This window comes from Ralstonia sp. VS2407 (assembly GCF_052950655.1).
Window position 1 is genome coordinate 275,110 of sequence record NZ_JBRFVG010000005.1, and the last position, 19,401, is coordinate 294,510.

Annotated in this window: 17 protein-coding genes; 11 read left to right on the forward strand and 6 right to left on the reverse strand. The window is 65.4% G+C overall.

Features of this window, described 5'->3' with window-relative positions; translation table 11 throughout:
- Positions 1-5 precede the first annotated feature (5 nt).
- Positions 6-1,028, reverse strand: a complete 1,023-nt coding sequence (locus ACU8YE_RS11260; protein ID WP_446928720.1) for a hypothetical protein — start codon at positions 1,026-1,028, stop codon at positions 6-8.
- Between the two features lie 309 nt (positions 1,029-1,337).
- A complete protein-coding gene (locus tag ACU8YE_RS11265) occupies positions 1,338-2,282 on the reverse strand; it encodes a M48 family metalloprotease (RefSeq protein WP_440838703.1) in 945 nt (314 codons plus the stop codon).
- 97 nt (positions 2,283-2,379) lie between these two features.
- Between ACU8YE_RS11265 and ACU8YE_RS11270 the strand changes: the two genes are divergently transcribed.
- The gene (locus tag ACU8YE_RS11270; protein WP_260803796.1) at positions 2,380-3,669 is read left to right on the forward strand and encodes a muropeptide transporter; all 1,290 of its coding nucleotides are present in this window, start codon (positions 2,380-2,382) and stop codon (positions 3,667-3,669) included.
- Between the two features lie 4 nt (positions 3,670-3,673).
- On the opposite strand, the gene ACU8YE_RS11275 is transcribed toward ACU8YE_RS11270, so the two are convergent.
- Complete coding sequence (locus tag ACU8YE_RS11275; protein WP_446928721.1) at positions 3,674-4,867, reverse strand: class I SAM-dependent methyltransferase; 1,194 nt, start codon at positions 4,865-4,867, stop codon at positions 3,674-3,676.
- A gap of 16 nt (positions 4,868-4,883) precedes the next feature.
- Between ACU8YE_RS11275 and ACU8YE_RS11280 the strand changes: the two genes are divergently transcribed.
- Complete coding sequence (locus ACU8YE_RS11280) at positions 4,884-5,702, forward strand: SDR family oxidoreductase (protein WP_446928722.1); 819 nt, start codon at positions 4,884-4,886, stop codon at positions 5,700-5,702.
- Positions 5,703-5,721: 19 nt separating this feature from the next.
- On the forward strand, positions 5,722-6,120 hold the full coding sequence (locus ACU8YE_RS11285; RefSeq protein ID WP_045205029.1) for a dihydroneopterin aldolase: 399 nt from the start codon (positions 5,722-5,724) through the stop codon (positions 6,118-6,120).
- Between the two features lie 282 nt (positions 6,121-6,402).
- Here ACU8YE_RS11285 and ACU8YE_RS11290 read toward each other — a convergent pair whose 3' ends face one another.
- Both ACU8YE_RS11290 and rocD read right to left on the reverse strand, forming a co-directional pair.
- On the reverse strand, positions 6,403-7,332 hold the full coding sequence (locus ACU8YE_RS11290; protein WP_232041674.1) for an arginase: 930 nt from the start codon (positions 7,330-7,332) through the stop codon (positions 6,403-6,405).
- Between the two features lie 25 nt (positions 7,333-7,357).
- A complete protein-coding gene (gene rocD / locus ACU8YE_RS11295) occupies positions 7,358-8,584 on the reverse strand; it encodes an ornithine--oxo-acid transaminase (RefSeq protein WP_260803800.1) in 1,227 nt (408 codons plus the stop codon).
- A gap of 118 nt (positions 8,585-8,702) precedes the next feature.
- On the opposite strand from rocD, the gene ACU8YE_RS11300 reads away from it, so the two are divergent.
- The 6 genes from ACU8YE_RS11300 to ACU8YE_RS11325 all read left to right on the forward strand — a co-directional run bounded on the left by ACU8YE_RS11300 (position 8,703) and on the right by ACU8YE_RS11325 (position 15,344).
- Positions 8,703-9,626: a LysR family transcriptional regulator gene (locus ACU8YE_RS11300; RefSeq protein WP_316870235.1), complete on the forward strand. Its 924-nt coding sequence runs from the start codon at positions 8,703-8,705 to the stop codon at positions 9,624-9,626.
- A gap of 86 nt (positions 9,627-9,712) precedes the next feature.
- Positions 9,713-10,453 carry a TetR/AcrR family transcriptional regulator gene (locus ACU8YE_RS11305; protein WP_446928723.1) on the forward strand — a complete coding sequence of 247 codons (741 nt, stop codon included), beginning with the start codon at positions 9,713-9,715 and terminating at the stop codon, positions 10,451-10,453.
- A 38-nt stretch (positions 10,454-10,491) separates the two neighbouring features.
- Positions 10,492-11,466: an HlyD family secretion protein gene (locus tag ACU8YE_RS11310; protein ID WP_446928724.1), complete on the forward strand. Its 975-nt coding sequence runs from the start codon at positions 10,492-10,494 to the stop codon at positions 11,464-11,466.
- The gene (locus ACU8YE_RS11315) at positions 11,463-12,434 is read left to right on the forward strand and encodes an ABC transporter ATP-binding protein (protein ID WP_316881689.1); all 972 of its coding nucleotides are present in this window, start codon (positions 11,463-11,465) and stop codon (positions 12,432-12,434) included. The genes ACU8YE_RS11310 and ACU8YE_RS11315 overlap by 4 nt, the downstream gene beginning before the upstream one ends.
- Positions 12,431-13,597: an ABC transporter permease gene (locus tag ACU8YE_RS11320; RefSeq protein ID WP_232041680.1), complete on the forward strand. Its 1,167-nt coding sequence runs from the start codon at positions 12,431-12,433 to the stop codon at positions 13,595-13,597. Before ACU8YE_RS11315 ends, ACU8YE_RS11320 begins: the two co-directional genes overlap by 4 nt.
- A gap of 7 nt (positions 13,598-13,604) precedes the next feature.
- Positions 13,605-15,344, forward strand: a complete 1,740-nt coding sequence (locus ACU8YE_RS11325; RefSeq protein WP_446928725.1) for an efflux transporter outer membrane subunit — start codon at positions 13,605-13,607, stop codon at positions 15,342-15,344.
- 282 nt (positions 15,345-15,626) lie between these two features.
- Here the strand turns inward: ACU8YE_RS11325 and panE are convergent, their stop codons facing one another.
- The gene (gene panE, locus ACU8YE_RS11330) at positions 15,627-16,580 is read right to left on the reverse strand and encodes a 2-dehydropantoate 2-reductase (protein WP_433867609.1); all 954 of its coding nucleotides are present in this window, start codon (positions 16,578-16,580) and stop codon (positions 15,627-15,629) included.
- Between the two features lie 166 nt (positions 16,581-16,746).
- On the opposite strand from panE, the gene ttcA reads away from it, so the two are divergent.
- Entirely contained in the window at positions 16,747-17,694 is a 948-nt protein-coding gene (gene ttcA / locus ACU8YE_RS11335; protein WP_260803805.1) for a tRNA 2-thiocytidine(32) synthetase TtcA, read from the forward strand.
- A gap of 331 nt (positions 17,695-18,025) precedes the next feature.
- Entirely contained in the window at positions 18,026-19,393 is a 1,368-nt protein-coding gene (gene glmU / locus ACU8YE_RS11340) for a bifunctional UDP-N-acetylglucosamine diphosphorylase/glucosamine-1-phosphate N-acetyltransferase GlmU (RefSeq protein ID WP_343621306.1), read from the forward strand.
- Positions 19,394-19,401: the final 8 nt, after the last annotated feature.

Consider the following 19,401-nt stretch of genomic DNA (forward strand, 5'->3'; position numbering starts at 1 on the left):
GGTGCTTACTGGACCGACTTCGTGACGTACGAGAAGCTCTTCAGGTAGGTAGTCGGCGCCGTGCCCTTGTACGCGTAGCTGATCTCGCACTTGACGGTACGTTGCCCATCGACATCCCACCAGCAACGTTCGTCCAGGTCATAGGCCGCCGTTCCGGTCGAGCCGCCTTGCAATTGGCTGTCGTTGGAGTTGGTCGTCGCAATCACGTGGTGGATGCGCAATGTATTGAGCGTGCCCATGGGCGTGACCAACGGTTCGTAGGCTTCTACGGTCGACGTGATGCTGGATTGTTCCTGGTAGCCGGCCACACACCCGTATTGCCATGAGGCGGACCATGTTTTGCCCACGAACAGCGGGAAGTTCACCAGCGGGCGCTTGGGGGTGTAGCGGCAGACGTTGCCGTTTTGGTAGGTGCGCGACAGGCGGTTGGCATCAAGGTCAGACGTATAGCTCTCATCGGCCGCACCATCCAGGGTCGAAGTGGTGGAGGTCACGCCTGCGGTGGTATCTACATTGACGGTGGTGCTGGCTCGCTCATGCACATCCGTCGTGCCGTTCAGGCGCGAGTTTGTCTCCGTTTGGGTGATGACGCGTCCCACTTTTGGCGTTCCTGCCGTGTACTCATGCGGCGTCACCGTCACCGTCACCTTGGCCGACTTGCTCGCGTCCTTGGCCGACGTCACGGTCACCGTGAACGTGCCGCCCGGCGGGCTCTTCAGGCCGGCGGTCCAGCTTTGCGTGCTGGCACCCTTGACGGACACCTCGGTATTGCTCGTCGCATCGCCGGACTTCCAATTGACGTCGGTGCTGCTGTCCAGACGCAGGTCCTGCCCAGACTTGACCGTCAGCGTCGCAGTTTGGCCGCTGCTTGCGCTAAACGTTTGCACCTTGGTGCCGCCAACGGTTGCGCTGACCGAAAAGCTGTTCGGGTCAGCAACACCGCCGTTGCCGCTATCGCCGCCGCCACCGCAGGCGCTTAGCGCGCATGCCAGTGCAATTCCTGTAAATCCCTTGCCCCATGCCTTCATTTTTGTACGTATCCCTGTTGCTGTGATTTTTGTGGAGATTTGTGCGCAGAAAATCTGCCGGCGCAGCGTACAAGCGGCGCGAATTTGTTTTCTTAGGATTTACTTAGTGCGGGGTGACTCCCCACTAACTGGTGGGCGTGCTGGTGATTAAGGCGATTGCGAAAGCAAAACGCGCTGCAAATCGAGGGGATATGCGCCTGAGCAGAGCATGCTGTGCGCAAGAACGGCTACCAATGTGTCTCTCGAGCGCATCGCTATGCAATCGGACGGCTTATCGAAGCTGACGCGCGGTAATACGTTGATGATTATTTACCGCCGCACCATTGGCCGCATCGGCGCCTCATCACCATTATCGACAGGCGCGGCGCCCAGATATTGCATGTTCGACCGATATTCCGGCAGCTTCGCCATCGTCATATGGCGCGCGTCGGCAAATAGCGTGAGCGTTTCGGGCAAATGGCGCGACAGCACGGCCATGCGCGTGCGTCCCGATGGATGTGTCGACAGAAACTGCTTTTGCTCCGTCCCGCCAATCGAGCCCATTTTCTGCCACAGCGTGAGCGCGGCGCGGGGGTCGTAGCCGGCGCGCGAGGCGATGTCCATGCCGACCAGGTCGGCCTCGGTTTCCTCCGCACGCGAGAAGGCCAGCAGGTGCATCTTGGCGCCTTCGCCCAGGTCGGTATCGCCCCGGTTGCCGAAGCCGAACAATTGCGAGATGACGTTGGCGCCAAGGTTGGTGATCTCGCGCTGGCCGGCGCGGGCGCGGGCGTGCTCGCGCAGCGCATGGGCGATCTCGTGACCGAGCGCCATGGCGAGTTCGTCGTCCGTCAGCTTGAACTGTTCGAGCAGCCCCGAAAACACGGCGATCTTGCCGCCGGGCATGCAGAACGCATTCACCTGCGACGAGCCGATCAGGTTGACCTCCCACTGCCAGTGCGCGGCGTCGGGGTTCCAGCGCGGCGCCTGCGGCGTGAGCCGCCTGACGATGCCGCGAATGCGGATCAAGTCGGGCACGTTGTCGGGCGCGAGCGCGCCTTCGTGGGCCGCGTTGTCGATGATCCCTTGGTATTCGGCCAGTGCGCGCTTGTCGATTTCTTCAGCGGGAATGACGAGGCGGATGTTGGGCGACGTGGTGGTCGGCGCTTCCAGCTTTACGCCGTCGGCCGGCACGGGCAGCGGGCCATCCATGGCGGTTGCCCACGCAGAGAGCGCGAGGCCGATAGCGGTCAGCAGGGAGCGTGTGGCGCGGGGCATATGGGTAAGGGGCCGAATCCGTGCGACATAATATCGGCCAACGCACCGCGCCACGCTACGTGGCAACCCGCATTCGCCTTCCCCACCGGCCCGCCGCATGACCTTCCACGATTACCTCGATATTTTCCGAAACCGCCGCATCGGCGCGATGTTGCTGCTGGGCTTTGCCTCCGGCCTGCCGCTGGCGCTCACCTCGGGCACGCTGCAGGCGTGGATGACGGTGGAAGGGCTCGATATCCGCACCATCGGACTGTTCTCGCTGGTGGGGCAGGCGTACATCTTCAAGTTCCTCTGGGCGCCGCTGATGGACCGCTTCACGCCGCCCCTCATGGGCCGCCGTCGCGGCTGGCTGGTCCTGACGCAGGCCGGGCTGGTGGCGTCGATTGCCGCCATGGCCTTCACGCCGCCGCACGCCGCGCTCTGGGCGCTGGCGGGGCTGGCCGTGCTGGTGGCGTTTTTGTCCGCGTCGCAGGACATCGTCTTCGATGCCTACAGCACCGATGTGCTGCATTCGAGCGAGCGCGGTGTCGGCGCGGCCGTGAAGGTGCTCGGCTACCGGCTGGCGATGCTGGTGTCGGGCGGCCTGGCCTTGTATCTGGCCGATCGCGTCATGGGCTGGAGCAACATGTACCTGCTGATGGCGGGGCTCATGGCGTTGGGTATCTTCACGACACTGTGGTCGCCCGAGCCAGAGGTGTCGGCGCGCCCGCCGCGCAGCCTGCAGGAAGCGGTGGTCGGGCCGCTGCGGGACTTTTTCTCGCGCCGCGGCGCGTGGGCGCTGCTGGCGCTGATCGTGCTCTACAAGCTGGGCGATGCGTTTGCGGGCAGCCTGTCGACTACCTTCCTCATCCGCGGCGTGGGCTTTTCCGCCGGCGAGGTCGGCATCGTCAACAAGACGCTCGGCCTGGCGGCCACCATCGTGGGCGCGCTGTATGGCGGCACGCTGATGGTGCGGCTGGGGCTGGTGCGCGCGCTGCTGCTCTTTGGGGTGCTGCAGGCGGTGTCGAACCTGGGCTACTGGGTGCTGGCCGTGACGCCGCAGCACCTGTGGACGATGGGGGTGGCCATCGGCATCGAGAACATCTGCGGCGGCATGGGCACGGCGGCCTTTGTGGCCTTGCTGATGGCGCTGTGTAACCGGTCGTTCTCGGCGACGCAGTATGCGTTGCTGTCAGCGCTGGCTTCCATCGGCCGCGTGTACGTCGGACCGACCTCGGGCTACCTTGTTGAAGCCTATGGCTGGCCCGCGTTCTACCTGATGACCGTGGCGTTTGCCTTCCCCGGCCTGGTCCTGCTGTGGTGGATGCGCGGCACGATTGGCCGCTATGAGGCCGAGCAGAACGAACGCGCCTTGGAAGCCCAAGCGGCCAAGGCCGCGTCAGCCTGATCGACTAACCCAAGCGGTTCGAGCGGTCGGCATCCGTAAAACCGGCCAGCGGCAGTGCCGCATCGATGCCTTTGCCCAGCGCAATGGCCTTGAACAGTTCGCCCATTTCCGCTTCCGACAGCAGCTTCTGCACGGCGTTGGCCGCCGGCAGAAACTGCATCGGGTCGGACGGATCAAGCGTCATCAGCAGCTCGCCCACTCCGGCGCTCAACAGAAAGCGCGCCTGGCTCGTATAGCCGAGCAGCTCCAGCCCGGCCTCCTGGCCCGCCTGGGCGATCCCCGAAAAATCGACGTGCGCGGTGATGTCCTGCAGGCCGGGCAGCCAGAACGGATCGTCGTGCGCGTGCTGCCGGTAGTGGCACATGAGCGTGCCGTTGGCGCGGTGCGCGTGGTAGTACTCGGCGGCCGGGAAACCGTAGTCGATCAGCAGCAGCAGACCGCGCTCAAGTGCCGCGCCGGCGCTGCGGATGAAGCCTTCGGCGGCTTCGTGCGATTCGGTGACGAGATCATCGGCGCCGGGCAGGGCAGCCAGCTTGGCAGGCACTTCCGACGGATCAACGAGCCGGTCTTCCCATTGCAGGCCGTTGTCGGCGTCGAGCGTCACGCCGCGCTGGTGCCACACGCCGCTGCGCCGCGCCCAAAGCGACACGGGCATCGCATCAAGCACTTCGTTGCCGACCATCACGCCGCTGAACGGCGCGGGCAACGTGTCATGCCACTGCGCGAGGGCGCCCAGCTCGGGGCCCAGCGCGTTCAGGCGTTCCTGCTGGCGCTGGCGAAGCTCGCCAGAGAGCTCGACGATGCCATAGCTGTCGGGCCGCGCGCCCAGCGCATCGAGTTCGGTGAGGATATCGGCGGCCAGCTTGCCGGTGCCGGCGCCAAATTCCAGCACGTGGCGCTGGCCTTCGGGCAATGTCTGCAGCACCTGCGCGATCTGGTGCGCCACGGTGCGGCCGAAGAACGGTGTCAGTTCAGGTGCGGTGATGAAGTCGCCGCCGTCTTCCACGCTGCGGCCGAATTTGGCCGCGCCGCCGCTGTAATAGCCCAGGCCGGGCGCGTAGAGCGCCAGTTCCATGTAGCGGTCGAATGGAAGCCAGCCGCCGGCGGCCGCAATGGCATCGGCGATCACGGCGAACAGGTGCGCGGACTGCGCCTGCGCCGCCTCGTTGGGAAGCGGTAGACTCACGGTTTTGCTCATCGGCGAATTGTAAACAATGGCGCAGACGCCCAACCAGTCCACTGCGGAATCGGCCGCAGAATCCGCTGCACAGCGGCGCATCGCCCTCGTCACAGGCGCAGGCCGCCGCGTTGGGCGCGTCATTGCCCTGGCGCTGGCCCGGCACGGCTGGGACGTGGCCGTGCATTGCCACCGCTCGCGTGCCGAGGCTGACGCCGTGGCCGCCGAGATCGTCGCCATGGGCCGCCGCGCCGCCGTGCTGCAGGCCGACCTGTCGGACGAAGCCGCCGCCGGGCACCTGATCGCCGATTGCATCGCTGCACTGGGTACGCCCACCTGCCTGGTCAACAACGCGTCGCTGTTCCAGTACGACGTGGCGACCAGCTTCAGCTACGCGTCGCTCGATACGCACATGCGCACCAACGTGGCGGCGCCGCTGCTGCTGTCGCGCGAGCTGCACCGGGCGCTGACTGCCGATGGCGCCCAGGGCCACGGCGTCGTCATCAATCTGCTCGACCAGAAGCTCGACAATCTGAACCCGGATTTCCTCTCGTACACGCTGTCGAAGGCGGCGCTGTCGACGGCCACGATGCAGCTGGCGCAAGCGCTGGCACCGGCGTTGCGCGTGGTGGGCGTGGCGCCGGGCATCACGATGGTGTCGGGCGACCAGTCGCAAGGCGGGTTTGCGCGCGCGCACCAGATGACGCCGCTGGGCCAGTCGTCCACGCCGGAAGACATCGCTGAGGCGGTGTGCTACCTCGCCACCGCCCGCGCCGTGACCGGCACTACGCTGTTCGTCGACGGAGGCCAGCACCTGATGCCGCTGGCCCGCGACGTGATGTTCCTCACTGAATAATTCTTCCCCCGGACGCCCCATGCTTTCCCTGCTATCCCACCCGCGCCTGTCGCACTGCCGCCGCATGTTCCTGCGCAACTACGAAGTGCAGATCAACATCGGCGTGCACGAATTCGAGAAGAAGGGCGAGCAGCGCGTCCTGATCAACATCGAGCTGTACGTGCCGCTGGAGCATTCGTCTCCCACGGAAGACAAGCTGCACGAAGTGGTGGATTACGACTTCATGCGCGAGACCGTGGCGCGCCGCATGGCCCAAGGCCATATCCATCTGCAGGAGACGCTGTGCGATGACGTGCTGACTGCGATGCTCAAGCACCCGCATGTGCTGGCTGCGCGGGTGTCGACAGAGAAGCCGGATGTGTATCCGGATTGTGAGTCGGTGGGGGTGGAGGTGTTTCGGATTAAGGATCAGGCGTAAGCGGCTGTTCTTTGTTGGTGGTTCGCCCCTTGTTTCATCCCCTGCCGGGGCTGACTCACTTTCTTTGTCTTGCCAAAGAAAGTAAGCAAAGAAAGGCGCGCCCGAGATGGCGACTTCCCCTTGAATTTATGTCGCAGAGAGGGGAAGGGAAAAACTCGCTGCGCTCAGACAGTTTCCCTTCCTCTTTCCTCTCTGCAACAAAAATTCAAGGCGCCATCTAGGGCAGGGGACGGCCACACCGTCTGTGCGCAGGGGGTGGCGGTCCAATTTTTTGATGGCGGTTCAAGCCGCCGTCGCGTATTCGCGGCGCTGGGCGTGCAACGCGCCCGCTACGTTGGCCAGCAGGTCCAGGGCCAGACGCGCTGTGATCCCGCCCTTGTCGTGGCGCGGGTTGTATTCCACCAGTTCGAATGCGGCGAAACGTGCATCGCGTGCGCAGGCCGCGAGCGCCTGGGCCATGCCGTAAGCGGTGAGGCCGTCCGTTTCGGGTGTGCCGACGCCGGGTGCGACGGCGGGGTCGAAGGCGTCGAGATCGAGTGTCACGCCAAAGGCCGCGGTGCCCGATTTGACCTGGCGGATGGCGTCGGCCATGACGGCGCGCAGGCCGTTGCGTGCCACTTCGGCGGCGTCGATGACGCGCACGCCGAGCAGATCCAGCAACGCGCGTTCGGCCGGTTCATAGCTGCGCGCGCCGATCACCACGACGTGTTCAGGCAACAGCTTTGGCGCGGCATCTCGGATTTGCGTGAGGGCCGCCGCGCCGTGGCCGAGGAGCGCCGCCAGCGGCATGCCGTGGATGGCGCCGGAATCGCTCGTCTGCGGTGTATGGCTGTCGAGGTGGGCGTCGATCCAGATCAGGCCAAGCGGACCCTTCGGCCGCAAGGCGTCTGCCACGCCGGACCACGTGCCGATGGCGCACGAGTGGTCGCCGCCGATCACCACGGGCACATGCCCCTGGTGCACGCTGTGCGCCGTCGCATCGCCAAGCGCGCGCGAGAAACCCGCAACGCCCGGGAGCGCCGCCAGGCGCGCCGAGCGGCTGTGCCCCGCGGAGGTCGCCAGTTCGATGTCGTGCACGAGCGTGGCGCGCACGTCTGGCGTCTGCAATCGCGCCAGGGCGCCGGCTTCCAGCAGCGCACGCGGGCCGTCCTTGCAGCCGTCGTCTTGCGCGCCGCAGCCGATGGCCGCGCCGATCAGATCGATGATGGTCATGTCACTCCCCTTGCGAGTTCTTCCGTCACGCCACCTTGCGGCGCGGCCACCCTGCCAGCGTCTGGCGGATGGCTTCCAGCGCCAGTGACAGTTCAGCTTCGCCAATCACCAGCGGCGGTGTCAGGCGGACCACGTTGCCGTTGGTGTCCTTGGTCAGCACGCCGCGCTCGGCCAGCGCGAAGGCGAAGTCGTGTGCGTCGATGTCGGCGTCGAGCTGCAGGCCGATCAACAAGCCGCGTCCACGCACTTGCCGCACGCCATGGCCGACCAGCGTTTTCAGCTCATTGATGAACGCTGCGCCCACGCGGGCGGCACGCTGTGGCAGTTGTTCTTCCATCAGCAAGGCAAGTGCCGCGCGTCCGATGTGCGCTGCAAGCGGGTTGCCGCCAAACGTGGAGCCATGGTCGCCCGGCTGAAACACGCCGATGACCGCCTCGCGCCCCGCGATGGCCGACACAGGGACCATGCCGCCCCCAAGCGCCTTGCCAAGCACCACCAAGTCGGCGTCAACGCCTTCATGCCAGCTGGCCAGCACATCGCCGGTACGGCCGAGGCCCGTCTGCACCTCGTCGCACACGAGCAGCACGTTGTGCTGGGTGGCCAGTTCGCGGGCGAGTTTGAGGTAGCCCGCAGGCGGTTCGACGATGCCGCCTTCGCCCTGCACAGGCTCCATCAGGATGGCGCCCGTGTTGGGGCCGATGGCGGCGCGCAGCGCATCGGCGTCGCCAAACGGGATGCGCCGGAAGCCTGCGGCGAAGGGGCCGAATCCGTAGCGATATTGATCGTGCGAGGAGAACCCGACGATCGTCGTCGTGCGGCCGTGGAAATTGTTTTCGAAGACGATGATCTCGGCCGCCTCGGGCGCCAGGCCCTTCACGTCGCGTGCCCACTTGCGCGCGGCCTTGATGGCGGTTTCGACGGCTTCGGCGCCGGTGTTCATGGGTAGCGCGCGGTCCATGCGCGTGATGCGGCAGACGTCGGCCAGGAAGGGACCCAGCTCGACGTTGTGGAATGCGCGCGACGTGAGCGTTAGCCGGCCGGCCTGCTCCGTCAGGGCCGCAACGAGTTTCGGATGCGAATGCCCGAAGCTGACGGCTGAGTACGCCGACATCATGTCGAGGTAGCGCCGGCCATCGGTATCGAAGAGCCACACGCCTTCGCCGCGTTCCAGCATGACCGGCAAGGGCGCGTAGTTGCGTGCGCCGTAACGGTCTTCCAATGCATAGCTCGGATGTTGCATTGCGGTCGTCATGATGGCCTCCTGCCTGGATCGGTCGTTCACTTGCGGCGGATTGTGCGATCTGACAGACTTGAAATCAAATCGAATGTTTTTCGTTTTTCGATCCAAAAATTTGATGAATTGAGGCGCCATGTCGCACTCGCCGCTGCGCTATCTGCATAGTTTCCTAACCGTCGCCAACGAGGGCAGCTTCGTGCGGGCCGCCGATCGCTTGGCCGTGTCGCAGCCAGCGCTGTCGTATCAGATGCGGCAGCTGGAGCAGTGGCTCGGCGTGCCGCTGTTTGAGCGCTCCGGGCGCAAGCTCGTGCTCACGCGTGCCGGCACGTCGGTGCGGGCGTGGTGCCGCGATGCGTTTGCCGGGCTGGATGAGCTGCGCGCCGCATTGCACAGCGGCGAGATGGAGCGCGTGTCGCTCAAGCTGGCGAGCGGCTCCAGTTTCGGGCGCTATGTGCTGATGCCGGCGCTGCTAACACCGTCGCCCGAATCCGATGCGCCGCTTCTCGACGACGTGCGCCTGGAACTCGCCTTTGGCAGCGACGAGGAGGTCTTCGGCCATGTCGAATCCGGTCGCGCCGATCTCGGCTTCGTCTACACGCCGCGCACCTCGCGCCTGTTTGAGCACCACGCTGTCTATACCGAGGAATTCGTGCTGGCGTGCAGCGCTGGCGCACTGCGTGAGCACGCTGCACCACGTACGCTGGCCGACTGCGCTGCGCTGCCCTTCGTCACCTACGACGAATCGGATGCGGTCTACGGGCTGTGGTTCAAGGCGCTGTTCCGGCGCATGCCCGAGACCACCGTCAGCGCACATCACGTCTCCGATCTGGAAGAGGTCAGCACGTTGGTGGAGGCCGGCATGGGCTGGTCGGTGCTGCCGCTGCACGCCATTCAGGATGCGGTGGAGCGCGGGCGCCTGCACGTCGTACGCCCGATCGTGGCGCGGCGCTGCCTGAATACCGTGTTCGCCGTGCGCCGCACATCGAGCTTTCCGAGCGAAGCGCAAGACCGCTTGCTTGTGCGGCTTGCGCAGCTTGACGCAGCGGCGCGCGTGTAGGCGCGCGGTCGCAACCTTCCCGGCTGTTCCGCAAACGCCAACATGTCGCCTTGAAATTAATTAATTCGACAATTAATATGCGCGGCATGGCAACCCGCAAACCTTCCACGCGCGGCCCAGGCCGCCCCCGTCGCCAGGATGGCGCAACGCAGGACGACCTCCGTGACCGCCTGCTCGACATCGCCGTCACCTTGTTTGCGCGCGATGGCGTCGGCCCGACCACGCTTGCCGCCATCGCGCGCGAAGCCGGGGTGACGGCGCCGATGGTGCATTACCACTTCAAGACGCGCGATCAATTGCTCGATGCGGTGGTGGAGGGGCGCATCCGCCCGTTGGTCGACCAGGTGACAGGCCCGGCGCTGGCGATCATCGCCGATGACGCGCATCTGCCCGACCTTGCGCAGACCGTGGCCGGCGTGGCGCAGCGCATGGTGGCGGTGGCGACGGCCACGCCGTGGTTTCCGACGCTGTGGATTCGCGAGATCGCCAGCGAGGGCGGCCAGCTGCGCGAGCGCGTGTTCGCTCGCATCGCGCTGGAGCGCGCTACGTTGCTGGTCGACCGCATTGCGCGCGCGCAGGCGGCCGGCGCGGTGAACGCGGCGCTGCAGCCGCCGCTGGTGATGGTGTCGTTGATCGGCCTGGCGATGCTGCCGCTGGCGACGCGCGCGCTGTGGGGGCGCCTGCCGCTGGCGGACCGTGTCAGCGACGAGGACATCGGCCGGCACGTGGCCGCGCTGCTGCTGCACGGCATCGGCCCCGTCGCGGCGCCCGAGAACGGCGCTGGCAAGAAAGCGAAGCCCAAGCCAAAGAGCAAGGCGCGCAAGTAGGCGAACAGACAGGTCAATCGAATCCCGCGGAGGGCGGTATGCGGCAAGCGTTGTGCATCGGCAGGGCAGGGTGGTTTTCGGTGGCATCGGCCGCAGCGATGGCCCTGGCAGGCTGCGCCAAACAAGACAACCACACCTACCAGGGCTATGTGGAGGGCGAGTTCGTCTACGTGGCTTCGCCCGTGGGTGGGCGGCTCGAACATCTTGGCGTGCAGCGCGGGCAGACCGTCAACGCAGGGGCGCCGCTCTTTGCGCTGGAATCGGTGGACGAGACGGCAGCTCGCCAGCAGGCAGCCGCGCAACTGCAAGGCGCTGAAGCGCAACTCGCCGATCTGAACGTCGGCAAGCGTGTGCCGGAGGTGGATGCGGTGCGCGCGCAACTGGCGCAAGCCGTGGCGGCTGACAAGCTTTCGTCGACGCAGCTGGCGCGAGACGAGGCGCAGTTCCGCGCAGGTGGCATCGCACAATCGCAACTCGACGCAAGCCGCTCGACCGCACAGTCCAACGCACAGCGCGTGCGTGAACTGACCAACCAGTTGCGCATTGCCCAGTTGCCAGCACGCAATGATCAGATTCGCGCGCAATCCGCACAGGTAGAAGCCGCACGCGCCGCAGTGGCGCAAGCGCAGTGGCGGCTCGATCAGAAAGCGCAGAAGGCTACGCAGGGCGGGCTCGTGTTCGACACGCTGTATCGCGAAGGCGAGTGGGTCGGCGCCGGCAGCCCTGTGGTGCGCATGCTGCCGCCGGCCAACGTGAAGGTGCGCTTCTTTGTGCCGCAAGGCGTGGTCGGCGCGCTTAAGCCTGGGCAAGCCGCGCGCCTGCACTGCGATGGCTGCGCGGCCGATATCAATGCCACGGTCACGTACATCGCAACGGAAGCCGAATACACGCCGCCCGTCATCTACAGCAACACGACGCGCGACAAGCTTGTCTTTATGGTGGAAGCGCGTCCCGCCGTGGCCGATGGGCCGAAGCTGCGCCCAGGCCAGCCTGTGGAGGTCACGCTGCCATGAGCGCTGCCAGCCACGACGGTCAACCGCACGCTCGCAATGGCGACTACGCCATCGACGTGCGAGGCCTGAACAAGCACTTCGGCGACAAGCACGTTGTGAAAGACCTCTCCATGCAAGTCGCGCGCGGTGAGATCTTCGGCTTTCTGGGCCCCAACGGCAGCGGCAAGACCACGTCAATCCGCATGATGTGCGGGCTGCTGACGCCCGACAGCGGCAGCGGCTCGTGCCTGGGGTACGACATCCTCAAGCAGTCGGCGCAGATCAAGCGGCGCGTCGGCTACATGACGCAGCGGTTCTCGTATTGGGATGATCTTTCCATTCGCGAGAACCTGGATTTCGTCGCGCGCCTGTACGAGATGCCCAATCGGCGAGAGGCGGTGGACAACGCGCTCGAGAACCTCGGGCTGGCATCGCGCGCCAAGCAACTCGCGGGCTCGCTGTCGGGCGGCTGGAAGCAACGCCTGGCGTTGGCTGCCTGCATGCTCCACAAGCCCGAACTGCTGCTACTCGACGAGCCCACCGCCGGTGTCGACCCGAAAGCGCGCCGCGACTTCTGGGAAGAACTGCACCGGCTGGCGGCGGAGGGCATCTCGGTGCTCGTCAGCACGCACTACATGGACGAGGCCGAGCGCTGCCACAAGCTCGCCTACATCGCGTATGGCGAGCTGCTCGCACACGGTACTGCCGATGAGGTGATCGCCGGGCAGCACCTGTCGACGTGGGCGGTCTCGGGTGGCAATGTGGTTGAGCTGGGCCGCAAGCTGGAAGGGCAGCCCGGCGTGGATCAGACCGTCGCGTTTGGTTCGGTGCTGCACGTGACCGGCGCCGATGCGCAAGCGCTGGAGGGCACGTTGCGCAAGCTCGCCGGGGAATCCGGCATGCGCGCCGATCCCATCAACACCGGCCTCGAAGACGTGTTCATCCACATGATGAAGCGCTCCTCCGACAATTACGGGGCGCAGCCATGAAGCCGGACGGCAACCGCTTTTCGTTCGTGCGCTGGTGGAGCGTGGTGCTCAAGGAGTTCCTCCAACTGCGCCGCGACCGCGTGACGTTCGCCATGATGATCGGCATTCCGATCATGCAACTGTTCCTGTTCGGCTTTGCCATCAACGCCGACCCGAAGCACCTGCTGACCGGCGTGATTGCCGCAGACCAGAGCGAGTTCACGCGCAGCTTCCTGGCAAGCATGCGCAACTCCGACTACTTCGACTTGGCAACCACGCTGCCGGACGAAACCGCGGGGCGTGAGGCGTTGGCCAAGGGGCAGCTGCAGTTTGTCGTATCGATCCCGCCGGACTTCACGCGCAAGCTCGTGCGCGGCGAGAAGCCCTCGCTGCTCGTGGAAGCCGATGCCACCGACCCCGCCGCTACTGGCCTGGCCGTGGCCTCGCTTTCGCAACTGGTGCAGGGTGTCGTCAGCAAGGATATGAAGGGCGCGTTGTCACCGCTGGCAGGTGGCGCGGGCGGCTCCGCGAGCACCGCATCGCCATTCGATGTGCGCATCCACAAGCTCTACAACCCGGAAGGCATTACGCAGTACAACATCATCCCCGGCCTGATGGGCACCATCCTCACGATGACCATGGTGATGATGACGGGCCTGGCCATGACGCGCGAGCGCGAGCGCGGCACGATGGAAAACCTGCTCGCCACCCCGGTGCATCCGCTGGAGGTGATGACGGGCAAGATCGTCCCATACATCTTCATCGGGCTGGTGCAGGTGACGATCATCCTGCTGATGGCGGTCTTCGTTTTCCACGTGCCGTTTGTCGGCAGCGTGTGGATGGTCTACGTGTCGGCGCTGCTGTTTATCGTGGCGAGCCTGACGGTGGGGATCACGCTGTCGTCGCTCGCGCAGAACCAGCTGCAGGCGACGCAACTGACGTTCTTCTATTTCCTGCCGAACATCCTGCTCTCTGGCTTCATGTTTCCGTTCGTGGGCATGCCGAAGTGGGCGCAAGTGATCGGCAACCTGCTGCCCATGACGTACTTCAACCGGCTCACGCGCGGCATCCTGCTCAAGGGCAACGGCTGGTTCGAGCTGTGGCCGAGCATTTGGCCGTTGATGGTGTTTACGGTGGTGGTGTTGGGGGTGGCGTTGCGGTTTTATCGCAAGACGTTGGATTGAGGTGGCTATGTGGACGCTGTGGATTCGACGTGCTGACGCTGGTGGTGCATTCCTTGTTTCGTCCCCTGCCGGGGCCGACTTACTTTCTTTGTCTTGCCAAAGAAAGGTAAGCAAAGAAAGGCGCGCCCGAGATGGCGACTTCCCCTTGAATTTCTGTCGCAGAGAGGGGAAGGGAAAAACTCGCTGCGCTCAGACAGTTTCCCTTCCTTTTTCCTCTCTGCAACAGAAATTCAAGGCGCCATCTAGGGCAGGGTACGGCCAAACCATCGGCGGGCGTTTGCAGGAGTGGGGGCGTGCGTTGGTGGGTGGCGAGCGGTTGCTTGGCGTTGTGATTGTTGCCGCGCTGGGTGTGGGAGGCTGTGCCGTCGGACCTGACTTCAAGACGCCGGGCGGTCCTGCGGCCGCGGCCTATTCCGCACAGCCAGTGTCGCGGGAAACCGCATCCGCGCCCGTTGTTGGCGGCGAAGCGCAGCATCTTGTCGATGCCAACGTGCCGGCCGATTGGTGGCACCTGTTCCGATCGCCCGCGCTGGATGCGTTGGTGGGCGAGGCGTTGCGGGCGAGCCCGTCCGTGGCGCAGGCGCAGGCGCGCTTGCGTCAGGCGCAGGCCGAAGCGCAGGCGCAGTTCGGTTATGCGTTGCCGTCGGTGGATGGCAACGTGTCGGCGGTGCGTCAGCAGATCAACCCGGAGGCGTTCGGATTCAACACGCCCAAGCCGGGGCCGTTCACGTTGTATTCGGCGTCGCTGTCGGTGTCGTATGCGCTGGATATTTTTGGCGGCGTGCGCCGGGCGCTGGAGGCATCGCAAGCGCAGGTCGATACGCAGCGTTATGAACTGGAAGCGGCGCGGCTGTCTCTGGCAGGCAATGTGGTGACGACGGCGGTGCGGATTGCCGCGCTGGATGCGCAGATCGCCACCACGCAGCGATTGGCCGCCGAGCAGCGCAAGCAGTTGGAGATCACGGAGCGCCGCCTCAGCCTTGGCGGCGTCGCGCAGGTCGACGCGTTCTCTCAGCGCACGCTCGTCGCGCAAACCGACGCCACGTTGCCGCCGCTCGTGCAACAGGCCGCGCAGCAGCGGCATCGTCTATCGGTATTGCTGGGCCGCGAACCCGGTGCCGGCTTGCCGGAGTTGCCGTCGCTCGACGCACTGCATTTGCCCGACCCGCTGCCGGTGTCGCTGCCATCCACAGTCGCGCAGCGCCGCCCCGACATCCGCGCTGCCGAAGCGATGTGGCACGAAGCCAGCGCCAACGTGGGCGTGGCCACGGCCAACCTGTTCCCGCGCATCACTTTGTCCGCAGGGCTAGGTTCGGAAACCACGAGCTTCCGCAACCTTCTCGGCGCCGGATCGAGCATCTGGAACCTCGGCGCAGGGCTCACGCAGCCAATCTTCCACGGCGGTACCCTGCGCGCCAAAAAGCGCGAAGCCGAAGCCGCCTACGACGCGGCCGGCGCTGCCTACAAACAAGCCGTATTGCAAGGTCTGCAAGAAGTGGCCGACGCCCTGCACGCCGTCAACAACGACGCCCAAACGCTGCAGGCCCGAGCGCTGGCAACCGACCAAGCGCAACAGACCCTGCGCGCCGCCCAAGCCCGCCACGCCGCCGGCGGCATCAGCACGCTAACGTTGCTGGACGCCCAGCGTCAGGTCGACCAGGCCACGCTGCAACAGGTGCAGAGCCAAGCCGACCGGCTGCTCGACTCCGCCGCGCTCATGCAGGCGTTGGGTGGCGGTTGGCAATAGGCAAATGACAAGCAGCGATCCAGAGTGGCGCCGCTGGCAGTAGACGGTTTGCTTTTCCTTGCCCTAGATGGCGCCTTGGATTTTTGTTGCGGGGAGGAAAAAGGAAGGAGCCTTGTCTGAGCGCAGCGAGTTTGGCTCCTTCCCCTCCCCGCGACAAAAATTCAAGGAGGGGGTCGCCATCTCGGGCGCGCCTTTCTTTGCTTACTTTCTTTGGCAAGACAAAGAAAGTGAGTCAGCCCCGGCAGGGGATGAAACCGGGGATGAACCCCAAACACAAAACAATCAAACGGCAGCCCGCAACAACCGCTGCTGATAAGCCTGCAAATGCGCAAACGCCACCCGCAGCAGCGACACATCCACGCCCAACGCCCGCCCACGGCGCAGCATGTCCCCCACGATGTGATCCGCCTCCACCCGCGCACCACTCTCCAGATCTCGCAGCATCGATGCCGTCAGCGGCGACCCAGCCTGCGTCAGCACATTGAGCCCGCGCTCCCGCGCAGCCTGCCGATTCGGATAGCCCGACGCTGCTGCGACACGCTCGCACGCGGTGAACATCGCCTCGTTCAGCGCAGCGCCCTCGTCCGTGGCGACAATCTCACCCACCGTCGCCCGCATCAGGCACGTCATCGCCGCCAGCGAAGTGAGGAAGGTGAATTTCTCCCACATGTCCTGCATGACGTTCTCGGCCAGCACGGAATCAAAGTTGGCCGTGGCAAATACATCGCGAATCGCCTCGGTGCGCTCGCGCGGCGCGTGCAGCGTGCGCTCGCCAAAGGTGATGGAGTGCACGGCGGGCCCTTGGCCGTTGCTCAGATGCAGCACCGCACCATCGGGCGCGCTCGTCGCGCTGATATGGCACAGCCCACCCAGCACGCGCGATTCACCAAAGGCGGCATCAAGCCGCTCCAGATGCGCCAGCCCGTTGAGCACCGGCAGCACCACCGTGCGCTCGCCCACCGTCGGCCGGATGGCCGTGATGGCGTCTTCCAGGTCGTAGGCCTTGCAGCTCAGCAGCACCAGGTCGGCACGGCCCCAAGCCGCGGCCTGGTCTGCGGTGAGGGTCTGCACGGGCAATTGCGCATCGCCATGCGGGCTGCGGATCACGAGACCGTGTTCGCGCAACCGCGCCGCACGCGCAGGGCGCACCAGGAAGGTCACGTCCGCGCCCGCCTGGGCGAGCCGCCCGCCGAAATAACCGCCGGTGCCACCGGCGCCAAGCACCAGAATCCGCATTGCTGTCGTCATGGGGTTCGTTTCCATCGAGCCGAAGATAGGCAAACGATTCTAGGCCTGTTCGCGCGACCCTGCAGACGGCGCCTCGCGCGCGCTAAAATGCTGATTTTCCTCACAATTTGACGCCCGTTCGGCCATTATTCAGCGCTGGCGGGGTCGATATGCCATGACGTTTTCCAATAATTTCCACCGCCTCGAAACCCGTCTGCAGTCGCAGGTTGGCCGCGCCATCGGCGACTTCAAGATGATCGAAGACGGCGACACCATCCTCGTGTGCCTGTCCGGCGGCAAGGATTCGTACACGATGCTGTCGGTGCTGATGGCGCTGCAGAAGCGCGCGCCGGTCGACTTCAAGCTGATCGCCATGAACCTCGACCAGAAGCAGCCCGGCTTTCCGGAAGAAGTGCTGCCCAACTACCTGAAAAAGCTGGGCGTGGAATATGTGATCGTCGAGGCGGACACGTATTCGATCGTCAAGGAGAAGGTGCCCGAGGGCAAGACGACGTGCTCGCTGTGCTCGCGCCTGCGCCGCGGCGTGATCTACCGCACGGCCAAGGAACTGGGTGCCAACAAGATCGCGCTGGGCCACCACCGCGACGACATCGTCAACACGTTCTTCCTGAACATGTTCTTCGGCGGCAAGATGAAGTCGATGCCCCCCAAGCTGGCCACCGACAACGGTGACCACATCGTCATCCGGCCGCTCGCCTATTGCGCGGAAAAGGACATTGCTTCCTACGCCCGCGCGATGGAATTTCCGATCATTCCGTGCAACCTCTGCGGCTCGCAGGAAAACCTGCAGCGCAAGAAGGTCAAGGAGATGCTGCTGGAGTGGGAGCGCCAGACGCCGGGCCGCATCGACAACATCTTCGCATCGCTGCAGAACGTCGTGCCGTCGCACCTGGCCGACACGGACCTGTTCGACTTCAACGGCCTGACCACGGGCCTGGCGAAGATCGGCGAAGACGCGCTGTTCGGCCAGACAGCCTACGACCAGGCGCCGCTGGTGTTTGCCGGCTCGCACGATGACCGCATCGAGTTCGTGCGATTTGAGCGCAAGCCGGGCGACAAGCCCGCCGAGCAAGCCGTGCCGGGCGAGGTGGCCGCAGGCTGAGCGTGGCCCGCTCCCCATGTGACCCTCTCCCCATGTGGCGGGCGCGCCATACCGGGCGTCCGCCATCCGCCTGACCGGCCAGCGGGCTACCCGTCTCGGTCATGGCGCGATTGCAACAATTCCACCATTTGACCGGTTCTGGGGGAGGGTGGGCCCCATGCTAGAATTTTTCCATCTGTGTCTTATACGCCGCAAAAGCGCCCCGCAGAAGGGTTTGCAGGCGGTCCGGCCATCCTGAGGGGAGGTGGCGGGCGGTGGGTTTCAGGCAGCCATTCCCGGTGCCGGCAACCCCTCGCAGGCTATCGCTTCGAGTCACTCTAGGAACCTCCTTGTGAATATCGTCATCCTGGCTGCAGGCATGGGCAAACGCATGCGCTCTGCCCTGCCGAAAGTGCTGCACCCCCTGGCCGGCAAACCGCTGCTGGCACACGTCATTGAAACCGCACGCACCATGTCGCCGACGCGGCTGGTGGTGGTGGTCGGCCACGGCGGGGATCGGGTGCGCGAGATGGTCGGCGCGCCCGACATCGCCTTCGCCACGCAAGACAAGCAGCTGGGCACCGGCCACGCCGTCATGCAGGCCGTGGACCAGCTCGACGAGAGCGTGCCCACGCTGGTGCTCTACGGCGATGTGCCGCTCACCCGTGCCGAGACGCTGAGCGCCCTGGTGGGCGCCGCCGGCAACGACCACCTGGGCGTGCTGACCGTGCATCTGGGCGACCCGACCGGCTACGGCCGCATCGTGCGCGATGCCGCCGGCCGCATCACGCGCATCGTCGAGCAGAAAGACGCCAACGAGACGCAACTGGCCATTCACGAAGTGAACACCGGCATCCTCGTGTGCCCGACGGCCAAGCTCAAGAGCTGGCTCGCCACGCTCTCCAACGACAACGCGCAGGGCGAGTACTACCTGACCGACGTCATCGAGCGCGCCGCCAGCGAAGGCGTGCCCATCACCTCCGCGCATCCGCTGGCAGAGTGGGAAACGCTGGGCGTGAACAGCAAGGTGCAGCTGGCCGAGCTTGAGCGCATTCACCAGCGCAACCTCGCGCAGCAACTGCTGGAAGACGGCGTGACGCTGATCGACCCGGCGCGCATCGACGTGCGCGGCAAGCTCACCTGCGGCCGCGACGTGGTGATCGACGTCAACTGCATCTTCGAGGGCGATGTGACGCTGGCTGACGGCGTGCGCATCGGCGCCAATGCGGTGATCCGCGATGCCGCCATCGAGGCCGGTGCCGAGATCCTGCCGTTCTGCCACATCGAGAGCGCCAAGGTTGGCGCCGACTCGCGCATCGGCCCGTACGCGCGGCTGCGCCCCGGCACCGAGCTGGCCGAAGACGTGCACATCGGCAACTTTGTCGAGGTCAAGAACAGCCAGGTCGCGGCACACAGCAAGGCCAACCACCTTGCTTACGTGGGCGACGCCACGGTGGGCTCGCGCGTCAACATCGGCGCGGGCACCATCACGTGCAACTACGACGGCGCGAACAAATTCCGCACCATCATCGAAGACGACGCTTTCATCGGTTCCGACACGCAGCTCGTGGCGCCGGTGCGCGTTGGCAAGGGCGCGACGCTGGGTGCCGGCACCACGCTGACCAAGGACGCGCCCGAGGGCAAGCTGACGGTCTCGCGGGCACGGCAGGTCACCATCGACAGCTGGCAGCGCCCGGTCAAGCAAAAGAAGGCAGGCTGACAGGGTTT